Annotated in this window: 18 protein-coding genes; 8 read left to right on the top strand and 10 right to left on the bottom strand. The window is 71.7% G+C overall.

Features of this window, described 5'->3' with window-relative positions; translation table 11 throughout:
- Positions 1–123 precede the first annotated feature (123 nt).
- Complete coding sequence (locus tag M8C13_RS27700; protein ID WP_252483643.1) at positions 124–1605, top strand: alpha/beta hydrolase; 1482 nt, start codon at positions 124–126, stop codon at positions 1603–1605.
- Positions 1596–3146, top strand: coding sequence for an alpha/beta hydrolase (locus M8C13_RS27695; RefSeq protein WP_252483642.1), 1551 nt, complete (start codon positions 1596–1598; stop codon positions 3144–3146). The genes M8C13_RS27700 and M8C13_RS27695 overlap by 10 nt, the downstream gene beginning before the upstream one ends.
- Here the strand turns inward: M8C13_RS27695 and M8C13_RS27690 are convergent.
- From M8C13_RS27690 to M8C13_RS27665, 6 genes are all read right to left on the bottom strand, one after another.
- On the bottom strand, positions 3139–3999 hold the full coding sequence (locus tag M8C13_RS27690) for a helix-turn-helix transcriptional regulator (protein WP_252483641.1): 861 nt from the start codon (positions 3997–3999) through the stop codon (positions 3139–3141). The genes M8C13_RS27695 and M8C13_RS27690 overlap by 8 nt on opposite strands.
- 101 nt (positions 4000–4100) lie before the next feature.
- A complete protein-coding gene (locus M8C13_RS27685) occupies positions 4101–5921 on the bottom strand; it encodes a phosphoenolpyruvate carboxykinase (GTP) (RefSeq protein ID WP_252483640.1) in 1821 nt (606 codons plus the stop codon).
- Between the two features lie 318 nt (positions 5922–6239).
- On the bottom strand, positions 6240–6968 hold the full coding sequence (locus tag M8C13_RS27680; RefSeq protein WP_252483639.1) for a hypothetical protein: 729 nt from the start codon (positions 6966–6968) through the stop codon (positions 6240–6242).
- A 121-nt stretch (positions 6969–7089) separates the two neighbouring features.
- On the bottom strand, positions 7090–8937 hold the full coding sequence (locus tag M8C13_RS27675; RefSeq protein WP_252483638.1) for a dynamin family protein: 1848 nt from the start codon (positions 8935–8937) through the stop codon (positions 7090–7092).
- Positions 8934–9332, bottom strand: coding sequence for a nucleotide exchange factor GrpE (grpE, locus tag M8C13_RS27670; protein WP_374213175.1), 399 nt, complete (start codon positions 9330–9332; stop codon positions 8934–8936). Before grpE ends, M8C13_RS27675 begins: the two co-directional genes overlap by 4 nt.
- Complete coding sequence (locus tag M8C13_RS27665; RefSeq protein ID WP_252483637.1) at positions 9290–10813, bottom strand: dynamin family protein; 1524 nt, start codon at positions 10811–10813, stop codon at positions 9290–9292. Before M8C13_RS27665 ends, grpE begins: the two co-directional genes overlap by 43 nt.
- A 118-nt stretch (positions 10814–10931) precedes the next feature.
- Here M8C13_RS27665 and M8C13_RS27660 point away from each other — a divergent pair, with 118 nt between their 5' ends.
- Both M8C13_RS27660 and M8C13_RS27655 read left to right on the top strand, forming a co-directional pair.
- Positions 10932–12113, top strand: coding sequence for a sensor histidine kinase (locus M8C13_RS27660; protein WP_252483636.1), 1182 nt, complete (start codon positions 10932–10934; stop codon positions 12111–12113).
- A gap of 26 nt (positions 12114–12139) precedes the next feature.
- Positions 12140–12799 (top strand): response regulator transcription factor, encoded by a 660-nt coding sequence (locus M8C13_RS27655; protein ID WP_252483635.1) that lies wholly within the window; start codon positions 12140–12142, stop codon positions 12797–12799.
- Here the strand turns inward: M8C13_RS27655 and M8C13_RS27650 are convergent.
- The 3 genes from M8C13_RS27650 to M8C13_RS27640 are packed head-to-tail and all read right to left on the bottom strand — an operon-like array spanning position 12796 to position 14794.
- Positions 12796–13713: an SDR family oxidoreductase gene (locus tag M8C13_RS27650; RefSeq protein ID WP_252483634.1), complete on the bottom strand. Its 918-nt coding sequence runs from the start codon at positions 13711–13713 to the stop codon at positions 12796–12798. The genes M8C13_RS27655 and M8C13_RS27650 overlap by 4 nt on opposite strands.
- On the bottom strand, positions 13710–14303 hold the full coding sequence (locus M8C13_RS27645; protein WP_252483633.1) for a TetR/AcrR family transcriptional regulator: 594 nt from the start codon (positions 14301–14303) through the stop codon (positions 13710–13712). Before M8C13_RS27645 ends, M8C13_RS27650 begins: the two co-directional genes overlap by 4 nt.
- 56 nt (positions 14304–14359) lie before the next feature.
- Positions 14360–14794, bottom strand: a complete 435-nt coding sequence (locus M8C13_RS27640; RefSeq protein ID WP_252483632.1) for a PPOX class F420-dependent oxidoreductase — start codon at positions 14792–14794, stop codon at positions 14360–14362.
- A 122-nt stretch (positions 14795–14916) separates the two neighbouring features.
- On the opposite strand from M8C13_RS27640, the gene M8C13_RS27635 reads away from it, so the two are divergent.
- The gene (locus M8C13_RS27635) at positions 14917–15306 is read left to right on the top strand and encodes a hypothetical protein (RefSeq protein WP_252483631.1); all 390 of its coding nucleotides are present in this window, start codon (positions 14917–14919) and stop codon (positions 15304–15306) included.
- A gap of 158 nt (positions 15307–15464) precedes the next feature.
- Here M8C13_RS27635 and M8C13_RS27630 read toward each other — a convergent pair whose 3' ends face one another.
- Positions 15465–15929, bottom strand: a complete 465-nt coding sequence (locus M8C13_RS27630) for a universal stress protein (protein WP_252483630.1) — start codon at positions 15927–15929, stop codon at positions 15465–15467.
- A 175-nt stretch (positions 15930–16104) separates the two neighbouring features.
- Between M8C13_RS27630 and M8C13_RS27625 the strand changes: the two genes are divergently transcribed.
- The 3 genes from M8C13_RS27625 to M8C13_RS27615 all read left to right on the top strand — a co-directional run bounded on the left by M8C13_RS27625 (position 16105) and on the right by M8C13_RS27615 (position 18804).
- Positions 16105–16722: a hypothetical protein gene (locus M8C13_RS27625; protein WP_252483629.1), complete on the top strand. Its 618-nt coding sequence runs from the start codon at positions 16105–16107 to the stop codon at positions 16720–16722.
- Positions 16723–16804: 82 nt separating this feature from the next.
- On the top strand, positions 16805–17527 hold the full coding sequence (gene trmB, locus M8C13_RS27620; RefSeq protein WP_252483628.1) for a tRNA (guanosine(46)-N7)-methyltransferase TrmB: 723 nt from the start codon (positions 16805–16807) through the stop codon (positions 17525–17527).
- Between the two features lie 125 nt (positions 17528–17652).
- Positions 17653–18804 (top strand): nitric oxide synthase oxygenase, encoded by a 1152-nt coding sequence (locus tag M8C13_RS27615; RefSeq protein WP_374213166.1) that lies wholly within the window; start codon positions 17653–17655, stop codon positions 18802–18804.
- Positions 18805–18847: the final 43 nt, after the last annotated feature.

Below are 18847 nucleotides of genomic sequence, written 5' to 3'. Positions count from 1 at the left end.
CTACTTCTCGCTGATTTTCCCCTTACGTACTCCCCTGAAGACGCCCTGAGTGTGGTCCAGGTTCACTGCGCGCTCCACCGTTTTTCCTTAGCGTGACCAACAGGCGCACTGAGGGGAGCACGGGTGTACACCCAGCACCGCACCAAGAACCGCACCATCGGGCTTGTCTTGCTCAGCACGGTTTTCCTTTCCCTGGCAACAACTCCGGCCCTCGCCAAGGCCGATCCGCTGACCCGCCAGCAGCTGTCCTGGCGTCCCTGCTTCGATCCGGCGAACCCGCCACCGAACCCACCGGCGAACTTCGAGCGCCTGGAGTGCGCGGAGTTCCAGGCCCCGCTGGACTGGCACCGCCCGGGGCACCAGACGATCAGCATCGCGGTGAGCCGGATCAGGGCCACCGGCCCGGCGGCAGGCGTGCTGTTCACCAACCCCGGCGGACCGGGCGCGCCCGGCCGCAGGCTGCCGCTGTCGCTGTCCCGCCGCACCGAGCTCGCCGAGCGCTTCGACCTCATCGGCATCGACCCGCGCGGCACCGGCGCCAGCTCACCGGTCCGCTGCGGGCCACCGGCCGCGGCGGCACCAGAACTGCCGCTGGACCCGAGGGACCGCACCCCGGCCAACCTGACCGCCCTGCAGGACCAGGCCGAGCGGATCATCCGCGACTGCCAGGTCTTCCTCGGCGAGCGGGCGGCGACCACCACCACCGCGCAGACCGCCCGCGACCTGGACCTGCTGCGCCACCTGCTCGGCCAGCGGAAGATCAACTTCCTCGGCATCTCCGCCGGGACCTGGCTGGCCACGCACTACGCCACCCTGTTCCCGCACCGGACCGGCCGGTTCGCGCTGGACTCGGCGATGGACGCCACCGGCAGCTGGGAGAGCACCCAGGCCACGCTGCCGATGGCCTACGAGCGCCGGTTCCGCGAGGGCTTCCTGCCCTGGCTGGCGCAACGGCACGCGACCTACGGCTGGGGCCAGACCCCGGCCGCCGCACATGCCCGGTACGAGGGATTGCGTGCCCGCCTGGCAACGGCTCCGGTCAACGGGATCAACGGGGCCGTGCTGGACGCGATCATTCTCGGCGGCCTCGGCCACGCCGCCGCCTTCCCCGGCCTGGCCGGTCAGCTGGCCGCGCTGGACAAGGGGCAGGCCGCCCCGCTGGCCGCGCCGCCCGGCTCGGACATCCTCAACCCGGACCCGGCCAGCTACGGCGCGGTCTACACCGCGATCCGCTGCAACGACACGCCATCCCGGTTCACCAGGGCCTCGCTGGTGACCGACTCGGCCCGGCTGGGCCAGCGGTACCCGCTCTACGGCTGGGCCCAGGTGGTCAACGACTGCCTCGGCTGGCAGCGGCCGGACCTGCCGGTCGTCCGGGTCACCGGCCACGGCCTGCCGCCGATGCTGATCGTGCAGTCCGAACAGGACCCGAAGACGCCGATCGAGGGCGCGCGCCGCCTGCAACAGCGCCTGCCCGGCTCCCGGCTGCTGGTCGTCGCCGGTGGCGATCACGGCCTCTACCTCGGCAACCCGTGCGTGAACACCACGGTCGAGGCCTTCCTCGCCCACGGCAGACTTCCTGAGGGGGAAGCCAGATGTCCTTGAGACGCAAGGCAACCGTGCTGGCGGTGGCCGCCGCGCTGCTCGCCGCGCCCGCGGCCGCCTTCGCCACCGAGTCCACCCCGAGCCGCTACCTCACCCAGCGCCTGGACTGGAAACCCTGCTTCGACCAGGCCAACCCGCCACCCGGCCTGCCACCGGGCGGCACCGCGCTGGAATGCGCCGGCTACACCGCGCCGACGAACTGGCGCCGCCCGCGCGAGGGCAAGGACATCACCGTGGCGATCACCCGGCTGCGCGCCACCGGCCTCCGCCAGGGTGTGCTGTTCACCAACCCCGGCGGACCGGGCGAGGCGGGCCGGTCCTTCCCGCTGAACTTCCTGGCCGCCGGCCAGCAGGCGGTGCTGGCCAGCCACGACGTCTACGGCATCGACGTGCGCGGCACCGGCGGCAGCAGCCAGGTCAGCTGCCGGCCCACCGCGCCCTCGCCGCTGCCGGACTGGCGGGACCGCAGCCCGGCCAACCTGGCGAAGTTCCTGGCGGTCAACGACGCCATCGCCCGCGACTGCCAGAACAGCGAACTGGGCAAGCACGTCAACACCGAGCAGACCGCGCACGACCTCGACCTGCTGCGCCACCTGCTCGGCGAACACAAGATCAACTATTACGGGGTGTCCGGCGGCGCCTGGCTCGGCCCGTTCTACGCCACCTACTTCCCGCACCGGGTGGGCCGGTTCGTGCTGGACTCGGTCCCCGATGTCACCGCGACCTGGCAGCAGCTGCTCAACGACCAGGCCCGTGCCATGGAACGCCGGTTCCGCACCGACTTCCTGCCCTGGCTGGCCCGGCACCACGACCGCTACGGCTGGGGCCGCACCGCGGCCGAGACGGGCGCGACGTACGAGACCGTGCGGGCCCGGCTGGCCGCGAAACCCGTTGAGGTGCAAGGAAGACTGCTGGGCGGCGCGGACCTCGACATGGTGATCGTCGGCGCCCAGGGGCAGCAGGACTACTTCCCCGGCGCCGCGGCGAACCTGGCCCTGCTCAAGCGGCTCAGCGAGGGCGGCCCGGCGGCGGAGTCCGCGCCAGGACAGGACATCCTCACCCCGGACCCGGACAGCCAGACCGGCACCGCGTTGTCCATCGTCTGCAACGACACGCCCTACCGCGGCGGCCGGGCCGGGACCATCGCCGAGTCCGAGCGACTGGGCCGCAGGTATCCGCTGATGGGCTGGCAGAAGATCGTGCAGCAGTGCATGTCCTGGCAGCGCCCCGAGTTCCGCCTGCCCGAGGTCACCGGCCGCGGCCTGCCGCCGATGCTGCTGGTGAACTCCGTGCGCGACCCGCAGACCCCGATCGAGGGCGCCCAGCGGGCCCAGCGGGTGCTGCCCAAGGGCTCGCCGATGCTGGTGGTCGCCGACGAGGGCGACCACTGGATGTACCTGCGCGGCAACGCCTGCGTGGACGCCAGGGTCAGCGCCTACCTGACCACCGGCGCCCTGCCCGCCAACGGCAGCACCTGCGCGGGCGAGCCCATGCCGGACCCGGCGGCCAAGCCACGGCCGCCGTTCCCGGCGATCAGCTAGCGCGGGCCAGCTCACCGGCGTACCCGCCCAGCAGGTGTGCCGACTCCGCCGGTGGCAGGGCCAGGTGCTCCAGCACCGCCCAGGCCTCCCGCGCCCGGTCCACCTCGGCCGCGGTCTGCAGGAAGGTGTGCGTGCCCGCCGTGGGCACGCACACCAGGGTGGGCGCGTCGGCGAACTCCAGGATGGTCATCGACCCGCGCAGTCCGGGATGCGCGCCCCGGCTGCCGGGCAGCACCCGCAGGGTGACGTTGGGCCGCTCCGCCAGCACGCACAGCGCCTGCAACTGGCGGGCCAGCACCCCTGGCCCGCCGATCGGCCGCTGCAACGCGCTCTCCTCCACCACGCAGTGCAGGTTCGGCGGGGTGGGCCTGGCCAGCACCATCTGCCTGGTCATGGTGGCCGCGACCTGGCGGCCCAGATCGGGCTCGTGCAGCCGGTGGTCCATGCCGCCCAGCGCGGACCTGGCGTACTCGGCGGTCTGCAGCAGGCTGGGCACCATGGCCAGCTCGTAGTCGCGCACCACCGCGGCCTCGTCCTCAAGGCCGATCAGCTGGCGCAGGTCGGCGGGCAGCCGCGAGCCGGGGGCCTGCCACCAGCCGGGGTTGGCCGCCGCGCCCACCTGGGCGAGCAGCTCGGCCCGCTGCTGCGCGGGCACCTGGTACAGGGTGAGCAGGGCGTTCACGTCGTCGACGTGCAGGCCGCGCCGCCCGGTCTCCATGCGTTGCACCTTGGTCACCGAGACGCCGAGGGCGATCGCGACCTGATGCAGGGTGAGGCGGTTGGCCTTGCGCAGGGTGCGCAGCACGGCACACACCCTGCGGGCGCGAGTGGCGGGACCAGGACGTTCGGGCATGCACTTCACTGTGTCCCTTGCCACAGGGTCACACAAACCAGGCTCGGGGCCCGGCGGACGACGCTGGCCACCGGGCCCCGAGCTCTGGTGCGTGAGGCTGATCAGGCAAGACGCTGCTTGAGCGCCTCCAGCTCGTCACGCAGCGAGCTGGGCAGCTTGTCACCGATCTGAGTGAACCACTCCTCGATGAGCGGCAGTTCGGCCCGCCATTCGTCCACATCCACGGCCAGCGCGGCCTCGATGTCGGCCCTCGGCGCGTCCAGTCCGGACAGGTCCAGGTCGTCCGCGGTCGGCACGTGGCCGATCGGGGTCTCCTGGGCCGCGGCCTTGCCCTCGATGCGCTCGATGGCCCACTTCAGGATGCGGCCGTTCTCGCCGAATCCGGGCCACAGGAAGCGCTTGTCGTCGCCCCGGCGGAACCAGTTCACGTAGAAGATCTTCGGCAGCTTCACCGAGTCGGCGTTCTTGCCGACGGAGATCCAGTGCGCGAAGTAGTCACCGGCGTGGTAGCCGATGAAGGGCAGCATGGCCATCGGGTCGCGGCGCACGTCGCCGACCTTGCCCGCGGCGGCCGCGGTCTTCTCGCTGGAGAGGGTGGCGCCCATGAACACGCCGTGCTGCCAGTCGCGGGCCTCGTTCACCAGCGGGATGGTGGTGCCGCGGCGGCCGCCGAAGAAGATCGCCGAGATCGGCACGCCGTTGGGGTCGTCCCACTCCGGCGCGAGCACCGGGCACTGCGACATCGGCGTGCAGTAACGGGAGTTGGCGTGCGAGCTGAGCACCCCGTTCTCACCGTCGGCCGGGGTCCAGTCCTGCTTCTTCCACGAGGTGGCGTGCGCGGGCGTGTTCTCCATGCCCTCCCACCAGATGTCGCCGTCGTCGGTGAGCGCGACGTTGGTGAACACCGAGTTGCCGCGCTCGATGGTGCGCATGGCGTTCGGGTTGGTCTTCCAGTTGGTGCCGGGCGCGACGCCGAAGAAGCCGGCCTCCGGGTTCACCGCGTACAGGCGGCCGTCCTCACCGAAGCGCATCCAGGCGATGTCGTCGCCGAGGGTCTCGACCTTCCAGCCGGGGATGGTCGGCTCCAGCATGGCCAGGTTGGTCTTGCCACAGGCCGAGGGGAACGCCGCGGCGATGTAGTGGACCTTCTGCTCCGGCGAGGTCAGCTTGAGGATCAGCATGTGCTCGGCCAGCCAGCCCTCTTCGCGCGCGATCGTGGAGGCGATGCGCAGCGAGTAGCACTTCTTGCCCAGCAACGCGTTGCCGCCGTAGCCGGAGCCGAAGCTCCAGATCTCGCGGGTCTCCGGGAAGTGGGTGATGTACTTGGTGTCGTTGCAGGGCCACGGCACGTCCTGCTGGCCGGGCTCCAGCGGCGCGCCGACCGAGTGCAGGCAGGGCACGTAGTCGGCGTCGTCACCGAAGAGCGCCAACGCTTTGCTGCCCATGCGGGTCATGATGCCCATGGACGCAACGACGTATTCGGAGTCGGTGATTTCCACGCCCAGCATGGGCTTTTCCGCGCTGAGCGGGCCCATGCAGAACGGAATGACGTACATCGTGCGGCCGCGCATGCAACCGCGGTAGAGCTCGGTCATGATGGACTTCATCTCGACCGGATTCATCCAGTTGTTGGTCGGACCGGCGTCGGCCTCGTCAACGGAACAGATGTAGGTCCGCTCTTCCACCCTGGCCACGTCATTGGGGTCAGAGGCACACCAGAACGAGTTCGGTTTGTTCTGGAGTCGCACAAAGGTGCCTGCGTCGACCAGTTTCTGGTTCAGGCGCTCAGCTTCCTCGGGCGACCCGTCGACCCAGACGACCTCGTCCGGCGCGGTCAGTTCCGCGACCTCACGAACCCAGGAAAGCAGGCGCGCGTGCGTCGTGGGTGCCTGATCGAGACCGGGGATGGTCAGTGCGGTCATGGCGTCTCCTGCCTGAGCGAAGAAAGCGACGCTACGCCCGGGGGCGCCGGGCGTGGCGTGGAAAGGGATTGTTTTGAGGCTAGCGGTAGCCAACAGGCGCTGCCGACACCCGGAGTGTCGCCTCGCTCACAAGACCGATAAGGGGATCGATTCAGCCACTTGTGGCGCGGAGATGAACGGGTGACGTTTCCGGCCCCGCCCAGCTCAGCAAGCGCTCTCTGGTGGCGTGTCCCACAAAGAGATCAACCCCACCCGGTATCCGGATGAGGTTGATTCGGGTTTTAGCCAGGGTGACCCGGGGTACTCCGGGTCGGAGTTCTATGTCCAGCGGGGCTGTTGCGCGCCACCGATGCCGCCGCCGGTGCCGGTGGAGTCGACCCACTCGCCGGTGACCGGGTCCACGTGGAAGCTGCCCTGCGGCGCCTTGTCCGTGGCGGTCTCGACCTCCCAGTCGGCGTCGGAGAGCCGGGCCGGTTCGCTGCCCATGGTGTCGCCGAGGCTCTCGTCGTGCACCACGACCCACTCGCCGTTGCCCCGGTGCTCGCTGACGATCACCTGGCCGCTGCCGGTGATCTCGGTGGCCACGTCGGCGTCGCCGTCGCCGTCGATGTCGGCGAAGACCACGGTGTCGCCGTCGGCGTCGGTGACCACCAGGGTGTCGCCCTTGCCGTCGCCGTCGGTGTCGGTCAGCTCGCCCTGCAGGTGCTGCTCGCCGTCGGGGCCGTGCACGATCAGCCCGGACCCGGTGCCCACCGCGGTCTGCGGGCCCGCGCTGGAGCGCTGCCCCTCGGTGACCCACTCGCCGCTGGCGGAGTCGAAGCGGGCGGTGCTGACCACCGCGCCCTTGTCGTCGAGGGTGCGCATGACGTCGGCGGTGCCGTCGCCGTTGGTGTCGGTGAAGCTGAGGTAGCCGTCGTCGGTCTCGACCACCGCCGTGTCGTCGATCCCGTCCTGGTTGCTGTCGCTGACAGCCTCGACGGTCATCTCCTCACCGTCCACGGTCACCTTGATGTCACCGTCGGTGGCGCCGGTCTCCTCGATGTACACCTGATCCCCCTTGGACTACCCGGGGTGCGGGCAAGCTGGGCGTTTCTTGCCACTTCGACTTACGGTAGGCCCGTTCGGTTCCATCGCCAAGTCGGCAACCGATCGAAATGGTGACAACCTGTCAACCCGCGTCCCGCTGATCACGGATGCGTCCCAGCAGCATCTCCGCCTGGGCCCGCCCCGCCTTGACCTCGGCGAGCCGTTTACCGACCGCCTGCAGCCGCCGGTTGCGTTCGGCGGTGTCCATCCGCAGCGCCTTGTCCACCTCGCGCAGCTCGTCCTCGATCGCGCCGATCCGCCTGCCCAGCGCGTCGTCCATGGCCAGCGACAGCTGCTGCTCGGCCTCGATCAGCTGCTCGGAGACCAGCTGCTCCATGGTGGAGCGGGCGTCCGCGACCACCTCGGTGAGCCACTGCTTGAGGTAGGTCTTGTCCGCGGTGTGCTTGCGGGTGCGGGCCAGCCACCAGCCCGCGCCGAGGCCGAGCACGATGGTCACCGGCAGCACCAGCGCGCTGGAGGCGGCGATGCCCAGTCCGGCCAGCGGCAGCGCGGCGGCCTTGCCCAGGCCGAGCCCGCCGGAGACGCCCATGAACACCAGCAGCTTGTCCTCGGCGTTGGGCGGGCGCCGGTCCGGGCTGCGCAGCAGCACCGGCGGCTGCCCGGCGCGGGCGAACTGGGACCGGATGACATCGAGCTCGTCCGGGGAGAACAGCTCGGCCAGCACCGCCTTGGCCAGCGCGTCCAGCCGGGCGGCCAGTCCGTCGCTCAACCGGCCGGAGACCAGTTGCAGCGCCGCGTCCAGCTCCTGCGGCAGCCGTTGCAGGCCCTCCCGGTCGGCGGCGTCGATGGCCCGGCGGAACCAGGACTGCACGTCCCGCATCTGCCTGGCCACCTCGTGCGAGCTCTCCACCCGAGCCCGCTGGGTCTCCCCGCGCAGCCGCACCTGCCAGCCCCTGGTGGCCGAGCGGCGCAGCGCGACCAGCTCGTCCTTGCGCGCCCGCAGCGACTCGGCCTCGTCCTCGCCGGTGCTCAGGGTGCGCTGCTCGGCGGTCAGCTTCGCGGTCTGCTCGGCCAGCGCGGTGGCCGCCGCGCGCAGCGTGTTGGCCTCGGCCAGCATGGCCGCGTGCGCGGCGACCAGCTCCTGCAGGCCGGTCTGCAACGGCGCGATGCCGGACTGCTCGCGCAACAGCGCCGCGGTCTCCGGCGTGGGCGCGTTCTTGGCCAGGCCGAACATCCGGGCGCTGACGGGGTGGAAGACCGCGCCGGCGAACCGGGGCGCGTGCTCGGCCAGCAGTGCCCGGTTGGCCTCCAGCACCTGCCGCCAGCCCCGGTACTGGTCGGTCTTGGTCAGCGCGAACAGCACCGTCTCCACCCGCTCGCCGGCTTGGGCGAGGAAGGTCAGCTCGCCGCTGGTCAGCGGGGCGGAGGCGTCCACCACGAACAGCAGCGCGGTGGCGTTGGCGGCGGCCTCGGCGGCCAGCTCGCCGTGCATCGAGTCCAGCCCGCCGACCCCGGGGGTGTCGATCACGGTCAACCGGCTCAGCAGCGGGATGGGCGCCTCGACCCGGACGAAGCGGGGCGGCAGCTGGCCCTCCGGCAGCTCCCCGGTCACGGTCACCCAGCGGTGCAGCTGCTCCACCGGGAAGGACACCGGCTGCACCTGTCCCGAATAGCAGGCTTGCGCGGCCCACTCCTCGCCGTGGGCGAAGACCAGGTAGTTGGCGGTGGCCACGTGCGCGTCCACCGGCGACAGGTTCTCCGCCGCCAGCAACGCGTTGACCAGCGAGCTCTTCCCCCGGTTGGTCTCACCGACGACCACCACCGAGGGCACCGAGGGCCGCCCGTCACGCACCGCGGCCACCCACTCGGCGGCGGCCGGATCGGCCTCCTTGAGCAGTTCGACCAGCCGTCCGACGGTGTGCCGCACCAGCTTGGGCAGCGGCACGCCCGAGGTCACCGGCGCGTTCACCCGGCGGCCTCGCGCAGCGTGTACACGGTCACCACCGGCGGCCGCACCGGCTGTCCGTGGTCCAGGAAGCCCACCACCTCGGTCTCGGCGACCAGCCCGGCCAACGCGGGGTCGTCGGTGGGCTGGGTGCCGCCCGCCTCGTGCACGGCCGGGTCGAAGCGCTCCCCGTCCGGCCGCACCGGGGTCACCCCCACCCCGGCCAGTCCGTCCACGATCCGCTCCGCGACACCGGCGCTGCGGGCCCGGTCGAGCGCGTAGAGGCACAGCTGGATGAGCTTCTTCCGCTCACCGCGTGCGGGGTCGAACATGACCTCTTCCGACGCGGCGTCCACCGGTCCGGTTCCCCCGGTCGTCATCTCGATCCTCCACCGAGCTGCTGCCAGATCAGGAAGTATGCGCGGTGCACCACGTGCGCCACCCGGCTTTGCGCCGGAGTGGCCCCGAAGGAGGCGAAGGCCCGCCACCACCCGGCCCGTTCCAGCGCGAAGGCGAGCAGTTCCTGGCGGGGGCGGCCGGGCAGGCCGAGCTGCTGGTCGGGTTTGGCCGAGCCGCCCACCCGCAGCACCTCCTCGGCCAGGTCGGCGGGCATGGCCACCTGGCCGGAGGTGACCAGGGTGAGGGCTTCCAGCAGGCGGAGCTGGTGCGCCTCCGGCTTGGCCAGCAGGACCTCGATGGCGTCGTGCACCCGCTGGCGTTCGCCGGGGTCGCCGGAGGCGCGGGCCAGCGCGGTGACCGAGGCCAGCGCGGCGGCGGCCTTGATGCCGTCGGCGCGGGCCTTGAACACCACGTCCAGCTTGGCCCGGACCGCGGCCAGTCCGGAGGCCTCCAGCAGGCCACGGCGCAGCGCGCCCGCGGTCAGTTCCGGGTCGGCGGCGAGCAGGTTCAGCGCGGTGCTGATGCCGTGCAGGTCGAGGCAGCTGAGCAGGCGTTCCCTGGTGGCCGACGGCACCGGGGTGTCCCAGCTGGTGAACAGGTCGGCGGAGAGCAGCATGGTGGCGCGGGTGGTCTCGTCCAGGGCGGCGAGCTGTTTGAGCGCCTCGGCGTCGGCCGCGGTGAAGCCGCCGGTCTCCGCGGTCTCGGCGAGCAGGCCGATCATCGGCAGCACGTCGGCGACCCTGGGCTTGAGCGTCTCGGCCTGGTGCGCGGCCAGCAGCTCGGCCGCCTTCCACAGGTCGCCGCCGGAGCCGGCCACGGTTTCCGGGACGATGGTGTCGGCCTTGTTCAGCACCGCGATCGCGTTCACCGGACCGGCCTCCCGGCTGGCGGTGGCCGCGGTGAAGGCGGCCAGCGCGGCCCGGTCGTCCGAGCGCACGGTCTGGGTGACCACGTAGAGCACGGCCTCCGCGCCGACCACCGCGTTGCGGGAGACCTCGTCCAGCTCGTCGGCGGCCTGGCCGGGCTCGCCGAGCAGCTCGGACTCGGTGCGGGCCACCGAGGCGGCGTCCAGCGAGCCGAGGCCGGGGGTGTCGATCACGGTCAGGTCCCGCAGCACCGCGCTGGTCAGGTAGGCCTCCAGGTGCGAGACCCGGTCCAGGTCCACGCCGAGCTTGGCCGGGATCATGCCGTCGGCGTCGAAGGGCAGCACCTGCTTGCCGCCGTCGGTGAAGATCACCTCGACCCGGTCCACCGTGCCGTAGTGGAAGCGGGTGACCAGCCGGGTGCACTCGCCGATGTCGGTGGGCGCCACCCGCCGCCCGATCAGCGCGTTGACCAGCGTGGACTTACCCGACTTGATCCGGCCGGCGACCGCAACCTGGAGCGGGGCGCCCAGCCGCCGGAGCACCTCGGCGAACCCGGCCGCGGTGCGCGAGCCGACCTGCGGGGTCAGCCGCTGGCAGAGGTGGGCGACGGCTGCGGACAGTGGCCCCGGGTTCACCGGTGCATCGTCGCACGCAGGGCGGCTCCGGCGCGGGCCCGGCGGTAATCCACAAGGGGTAGCGAATCTCCGCCTGCGGTACGACGCCACCCGGCCGGGCCGCGTTTACCCTCGTCGGGTGCGGAGACTGAGCCTGTGGCTGCGGGCCCACCCCCTGGTGGGCGACACGGCGCTGGTCGTCCTGCTCACCACGCTGGACATGCTGGGCAAGAACCCGAACTGGGTGGTCACCGACACGAACTACTACTCGGTCGGCGCGCTGCTCACCGTTCCCCTGATCGTGCGCCGCCGCCAGCCGCTGGTGGCCGGCGGGCTGATCGTCTTCGCCGAGTTCCTGCGGATCTTCACGCACCCGGCCGACATGGACTACCGGGTCGGCGAGCTGGGCATCCCGATCATGCTCTACACCCTCGCGGTGTACGGCACCCGCCGCTCGGCTGGCGCGTTCGCCTTCTGCATCCTGCTGGTCAACGTGGTGGTGCTGATCCGCTTCCCGGAGCCGGGTCCGGCCGCCTGGTCGGCGTTCAGCTGGTTCGCCGCGCCCGCCTTCGCCTGGTTGCTCGGCGAGATGGTCGCGGCCCGCAGGGCGCTGAACGAGGAGGCGGTGCAGCGACTGCTGCTGCTGGAGCTGGAACGGGACCAGCAGGCCAAGATCGCGGTGGCCGCCGAGCGCACCAGGATCGCCCGCGAGCTGCACGACGTGGTGGCGCACGCGGTGAGCGTGATCGTGGTCCAGGCCGACGGCGCGTCCTACATGATCAAGGACAAACCGGAGCTGGCCGAGCGCTCGCTGAAGACCATCTCCACCACCGGCAGGCAGGCCCTCAACGAGCTGCGCAGGCTGCTCGGCGTGCTGCGCACCACGGATGAGAACGACCCGGAGATGACCCCGCAGCCCAGCGCGGGCCAGGTCGAGGAGCTGGTGGCGAAGGTGCGCGCGGTGGGCCTGCCGGTGCAGCTGGACCTGCGCGGCGACCTGGACGACCTGCCGGCCGGCATCGGGCTCGGCGTGTACCGGATCGTGCAGGAGGCGCTGACCAACACCATCAAGCACGGCGGCGCGGGCGTGCGGGCGGTGGTGCGGGTGCACCGCGAGGAGGACGCGGTCCGGGTGCAGGTGCTCGACAGCGGCGGCGGTCCCGGCGCCGGCTCGGGCCTGGTCTCCGGCGGCAACGGGCTGATCGGCATGCAGGAGCGGGCCAGCGTCTTCGGCGGCGAGCTGGAGGCCGGTCCGCGACCGGGTGGCGGGTGGCAGGTCTCCGCTCGGTTGCCGCTGACCAATCGAACCGTCGGGTCCTGAGTGGACATTGCCTCTAAGCTCGCTGCGTGATCCGGGTGATGCTGGTGGACGACCAGGAACTGATGCGCATGGGGTTCCGCATGGTGCTCGACGCGCAGGAGGACCTCCAGGTGGTCGGGGAGGCGGGGGACGGCGCTGAGGCCGTGCGCAAGGCCGCCGAGCTGCGCCCGGACGTGGTGCTGATGGACGTGCGCATGCCGGTGCTGGACGGGGTGGAGGCGACCAAGCGGATCAGCGCCGAGGGCACGTCGAAGGTGCTCGTGATGACCACCTTCGACCTGGACGAGTACGTGCTGGCCGCGTTGCGCGGCGGGGCGAGCGGCTTCCTGCTCAAGGACACCCCGCCGGCGGACCTGGTCTCCGCCTTGCGCGCGGTGGCCAGCGGGGACGCGGTGGTCTCGCCGAGTGTGACCAGGCGGCTGCTGGACCGCTTCCTCGGTTCGGCGGACTCCGGGCAGCTGCGCGATGCGACCATGCTGGACGTGCTGACCGAGCGGGAGCGCGAGGTGCTGGTGCTCATCGCCAAGGGCATGTCCAACGCGGAGATCGCCAAGACGCTGTTCCTGTCCGAGGCGACGGTGAAGACGCACGTGGGCCGCATCCTGGCCAAGCTGGACCTGCGCGACCGGGTGCAGGCCGTGGTGCTGGCCTACGAGACCGGGCTGGCCCGCCCCGGCGACGCCTAGCGGTATTCGGCCGGGTCCTTGCCCAGCGGTGACTCGGCGAAGACGTTGTCGGTGAAGTAGCTGCCGCAGTCCGGCCGGGAGCCGTCCACGTCGGTGAAGCCGTAGGCCTTGGCCAGCTGCCAGGAGGACAGCGACTGCCCGCCCCAGCGCGCCCGGTCCGGGTCGGCGGCCAGCGCGGCCACCGCGCGGCCGAGGTAGTGCGGGGTCTCGGAGATGCCGAAGTGCACGTCCTTGGCCAGCGCCTCCCGCCAGGTGGCCTCGGTGACGCCGAAGTGCGCGAGCACCTCCTCCGAGCGCAGGAAGCCGGGGGTGAGCGCGACCGAGGTGCCGCCGTGCGGGGCCAGCTCCTGGTGCAGGACCTTGCCCAGGCGCAGGATGGCCGCCTTGACCAGGTCGTAGTAGACCGCCTCGCGGTAGCGCTGGTTGAACATCTCGTCGCCGTCGGTGATCTCCACCAGCAGGCCGCCCGGCTGCGCGATGAGCAGCGGCAGCGCCTTGTGCAGGGTGATCAGGTGGGTGTCCAGGCCGTTGCGCAGCATGGCCCGCCCCTTGCCGAGGTCGTGCTCCCACACCGGCTTGTGCTCGGAGAAGCCGTCGCCGCCCCAGACGTCGTTGACCAGCACGTCGATCCGCCCGTGCCCGTCCCGGATCCTGGCCACCAGAGTGTCCACATCGGACTCCTCAAGGTGGTCGCAGCGCACCGGGATGCCCAGCCCGCCTGCCGCGGTGACCAGCTCCGCGGTCTCCTCGATGGTCTCCGGCCGCCCCATCGGCGAGGGTCCGGTGGCCCGGCTGCTGCGCCCGGTGACGTACACCGTGGCTCCCGCCGCGCCCAGCTCCACCGAGATCCCACGCCCCGCGCCACGGGTGCCACCCGTGACCAGAGCGACCTTGCCTGCCAACGGTTTGCTCATTCCGACTCCTCTCCCAGCGCGGGCCGCGACCAGCCCGCGAGCACGGCGTCCAGGTCCGCGCGGACCCGGTCCACCAGACGTCCGTGTGGCCGGACCGACCAGTGCATGGCGGCGCCGGAGGCCAGCGCGCCGAGGATCCGCGCGGCGATCTCCGGCGCGGGCGCGCCCGGCAGCGCGGCAGCGGTCAGCAGCTCGGCCAGCTCGGCGTTGACCGTGGCGTAGCCGAGGGCCAGCTCCTCGCGCAGTTCCGGATCGGCCAGGTCCACGCCCAGCTGCGCCAGGTTGTTGGCGGCCTGCTCGGCGTTGTCCAGGAACTCGTAGCCGACCAGCGCGCCGGCCAGCACCGCCTCCCGCGGACTGTCCGCGGCGGCCGCGGCCGCCCGGATCGCCGCGGCCTGCCCGGCCCGGTGGTCGCGGCTGAGTGCCAGCAGCAGGCCGTGCTTGCTGCCGAAACGCTGCATCACGGTGCCGGTCGCCACCCCGGCCTGCCGGGCCACCTCGGCGATGGTGAAGGCGGGTCCGGATCGGCCGAGCACCACGCCGAGGGCGTCCAGCAGCCTGCGGTCGGTGATCGTTCTGGGTCGGGCCACGACATTAGTGAACCACGGTTCACGAACTTTGTGAACCGTGGTTCATAAACTGGGGCTCACTCGGCCACGTCGGTCTTGGCCACCACCTTCTCGATCTTCACCCGGACCAGCAGTTCACCCTCGCCGCCGTTGCGCTCGGCGTACTCCCGCTCCCGGTCCGCGCCCATGTACCGCGCGCCCAGCCGACCGGCCCAGTAGCGGACCGTCTCCGGGTCGTCGGTGGTGGTCGCGGTGCCGGTGATGGTGACGAAGTCGAAGGGCGGGCGCTCGTTGTCGAAGCAGATGGACACCCGGCCGTCCCGCAGGATCGACTTGCCCTTGATCGAGGGCGCGTAGGTGGTGAACACCAGGTCGTCGCCGTCCAGGTCGACCCAGATCGGCGAGACGTGCGGGGACCCGTCCTTGCGCGTGACCGCGAGCTTGCCGGTGTGCGGCGGGGTGGCCGCGATGAACTCGCGCCACCACCCGTCTGGCGCATCGTTGTAACCCATGCTGGAACGGTAGGTCTACCTCCGAGGTATGACGGGAAATCCCGACCAACGGAGGACGCGCGGAACCACCCGATCCGGTCATTGTGTGCAGGGGAGGCGTTCTCACCCCCAGGAGCCCCGGCATGATCGAGACGGTCACCGCGACCGAACCGTGCGGGACCAGGTCTGCTGCGCACACCACCTGCCGCTTCGGCCGGGTGCTGCGCAGGCTGGCCGGGGTCCAGCCGGAGCACGCGCCTGCCTCGGTCCGGGCCGAGCACGGGGCTCCTGATCTGCTCGCGCACCCGGAACTCCTTGTGCGCCAACGGAATCCGGTTGTGCTGGTGCGCAGCCCGCAGTGCGAGGAGCTGGCCAGGGTGCTCACCGGGGCCGGGTTCGGGGTGCACCGGGAACTGGACAACGAATGGGTCGGCTCGCTCACCGTGAGCGGGGCCAGCGCGGAGCAGGTCGGCGAGCTGGCGGCCAGTCATCGGCTGGTGCTGCACGAGCTGCGCACGAACTCCCCGGGGTAGCGGAAAGAAATTTTCGCCAGCAACGCAACCCGGGTGCCCCCAGTGACGTCCTCCAGGCGAGGACTTCATCGGGAAACAACCGATAGCTGCGGGTTCGGGGCCCGCGAAGTCGGCAGCAGGGGTCCCGGCGACCTTCGGGGGGTCGCCGGGGCCTCGTGCTATTTCTGGACGCTTGGTCTGACCACCAGCACCGAGCAGTGGGCGTGCCGGACCACCTGGTCGGCCACCGAGCCCAGCACCAGTCCGGCGAACCCGCCCCGGCCGCGATGGCCGACCACCAGCAGGTCGGCGCCGTTGGAGGCGGCGATCAGGGCCTGCGGTGAGGGCGAGTGCGCGATGTGCACGGCGATCTCGCAGTCCTCCCGCTCGCCGATGTGCTCGGTCACCAGTTCCGCGGTCGCCTTGCGCAGCCACTCCTCGTACTGGGTCACGCTGGCCACCGAGCCCGCCGGGCAGTCCGGCGGCCGGGGCGCGGTGCGCAGGGTCCAGGCCCGCAGCACGTGCAGGGTCAGTCCGCGGCGGCAGGCCTCCTCCACCGCCACCCGCAGGGCTCGCAGGGACGACGCCGAGCCGTCCACCCCGACCACCACGCCGCCGTTGATGCCGATCTCGCGCTCGCCCACGGAACCACCCTCCGCAGTGACCACAATGTTGTCGAGATCACATTACGGGCATGACGTGGAGGTTGCGCGCCGTATGCATTGCGTTAAAGGACCGTGAAACAGCGCACTTCGACATGACACCGGCGATCAAGCCCGCTCAGATGGGGTTGAGACCTCACAGAGGTCGGAGGTGATCATGACCGAACCGATGCTCGACTCACCGACGGTGAGCGCATCGACAGCGTTGTCGAGACTGCCGAACCAGCGCGGGGACCAGACCAAGCGTCGCCCGCCAGCACGACTCGCCGGGCTCAGGGTGGAGCCCACCGCGGCACTGGAATGGTCCCAGGCGATCGAGCGCATGGGTTATGCCACCGCCGCGACCGACCCCGCGCAGACCCGCCGGTCCTGGGTGGACCGGGCGCCGGAACGCCAGGTGCTGCACCTGTTCCGGGCCGCCTCCGCGGGCGGCAACCAGGTTCCCGCGCCGTGGTGGCTGCGCGCCCTGCACCGTGGCGACCTGCTGCACCGGGCGGCCGGGTTCGCCGTGGAGGACGGCGTGCACGAGCTGCTGACCAACCGTCCCGGGTGGTTCTACGTCCCCTGGGTGGGTGATGGTGAAGACGGTTACTGGGAGTACGTGCCCTCGGACCCCGGCACCTCGACCGGGTTGCCGACCACCGTGGTGCTGACCCACGAGCACCAGGGCTGGCTGGACGCGCTGCCCGCGCACGAGAACGACCCCCGGCCCGCGGTGCCGATCGCCGGCGTGGCCGGGCTCGCCGCCCGGCTGCCGGAGATCGAGGGCTGGTAGCCCGCTGGACCCGACTACGGCCCCGGCGCTGCCAAATGGCAGAGTCGGGGCCGTAATCGCAGCACAGCGGCGTGAGGGAACGATGACTTCGACTGGGCAGGACCCCGTCCGGCCTGCGCACTGGCGCACCGTGGTGAGCTTCGTGCAGCGCACCGCCCGGCTCAGCCCAGGACAGCAGCGCGCCTACGAGCAGTACTGGCCGGCGCTGGGCCGCAAGGTGGACGAGCTGGGCGAGGACCCGGTCGACTTCGACGCCTGGTTCGGCCGCAGCGCGCCGGTGCTGCTGGAGATCGGTTCCGGCATGGGCGAGACCACCGCGCAGCTGACCGCGGCCGCGCCCGAGCTGAACTACGTGGCCGCCGAGGTCTACAAGCCCGGCCTGGCCCAGTTGCTGCTGCGGGTGGAGAAGCTCGGGCTGACCAACCTGCGGCTGCTGCGCGGGGACGCGGTCACCTTGCTGCGCAAGAACATCCCGGCCGACTCGCTGCACGGCATCCGGATCTTCTTTCCGGACCCGTGGCCGAAGAAGAAACACCACAAGCGGCGGCTGGTGCAGCCGGAGTTCGTGGCGCTGGCCGCCTCCCGGATCAAGCCGGGCGGCACGCTGCACCTGGCCACCGACTGGGAGCAGTACAGCGAGGAGATGATGGCGGCCTGCCTGGCCACGCCGTTGCTGCGCAACCGGTTCGCCGGGGAACCGGGCGGCTGGGCGCCGCGGCCGGACTGGCGGCCGGTGACCAAGTTCGAGTCCAGGGCGCACGAGGAAGGCCGGGTCATCCACGACCTGATCTTCGAGCGGATCTGACGGTCCGTGGTCAAGATCGCCACCCTCGGTGAATTGACCACTGGATCGGGTGAGACGACCTGCTGGTTTTCTTGCCCCGTACGGCAGTGACGCGTGACCGGGTTCACGAACTACGTTACCGAGCCGTGACCGTAGTCGACACCCAGGTGATCAGCTTCGCGCCGGCGGCGAGCTCCCCGGCCGCCCAGGTCGATCTCATGGCCGCGGAGGAGTTCCTCCGCATGTTCCATGACTCGCACTCCGGCGCGGGCCCGCTGAGCCAGCGCCTGGCCGAGGTCCGCGCGGAGGTCGGCAAGACCGGCACCTACCGGCACACCCCCGCGGAGCTGGCCTACGGCGCGCGGGTGGCGCTGCGGGACTCGGGCTGGTGCACCAGCGGCATGCCGTGGCGGCGGCTGAAGGTGCGCGACCTGCGCGGGGTGCGCAGGCCGGCCGCGGTGGCCACCGAGTGCTTCGAGCACCTGCGCCAGGCCACCAACGAGGGCGCGATCCGCCCGCTGGTCACCGTGTTCGCGCCGGACACCCCGGAGCGGCCGGGCCCGTGCATCTGGAACGAGCAGCTGGTGCGCTACGCCGGGCACCGGGCCGAGGACGGCTCGGTCATCGGCGACCCGCGCTACGCCGAGTTCACCGACGCGATGCGCGCGCTGGGCTACCGGAGTCCGGCCGAGCCGGGCCGGTTCGACCTGCTGCCGCTGGTGGTGGAGACCGCGGACGAGGGCCCGAAGCTGTTCACGGTGCCGCGCGAGGCGGTGCTGGAGGTGCCGCTGACCCATCCCGAGCTGGGCTGGTTCGGCGAGCTGGAGCTGCGCTGGCACGCGGTGCCGGTGATCAGCAACATGCGGCTGTCCATCGGCGGGGTCGGCTACCCGGCGGCGCCGTTCAACTCCTGGTTCGTCGGCGCGGAGATCGGCACCAGGGCGCTGGCCGACGAGGGCGCGTACGCGATGGCGGGCGCGGTGGCCACCCGGCTGGGCCTGGACACCGGCTCCGAGCGCACGCTGTGGCGGGACCGGGCCACCCTGGAGCTCAACCGCGCGGTGCTGCACTCCTTCGACGCGGCCGAGGTGACCATCACCGACCACCACAGCGAGGCCCAGCACCGGCTGGCCTGGCTGCGTTCCCGGCAGCGGCCCAGCGGCGGGCGGCCCGCGTTCCGGGTGGACACCGGCGCGGTGCAGCGGGCCCGCTTCGGCGGCCCGGCCAAGTTCGGCCAGCCTGCGGTCCCGCCAGGTGGCCGGCTGGCCGCGCTGCGGAAACGGCTCGACTCGGTCTGATCAACTCGGCCATCCGGCCGATCTCCGGCGGGCGGGGACGGGC

It is taken from the genome of Crossiella sp. SN42, assembly GCF_023897065.1.
GTDB lineage: Bacteria > Actinomycetota > Actinomycetes > Mycobacteriales > Pseudonocardiaceae > Crossiella.
Note: the sequence above shows the minus strand (reverse complement) of the source record. Positions and strands in the feature narration are given on the sequence as shown.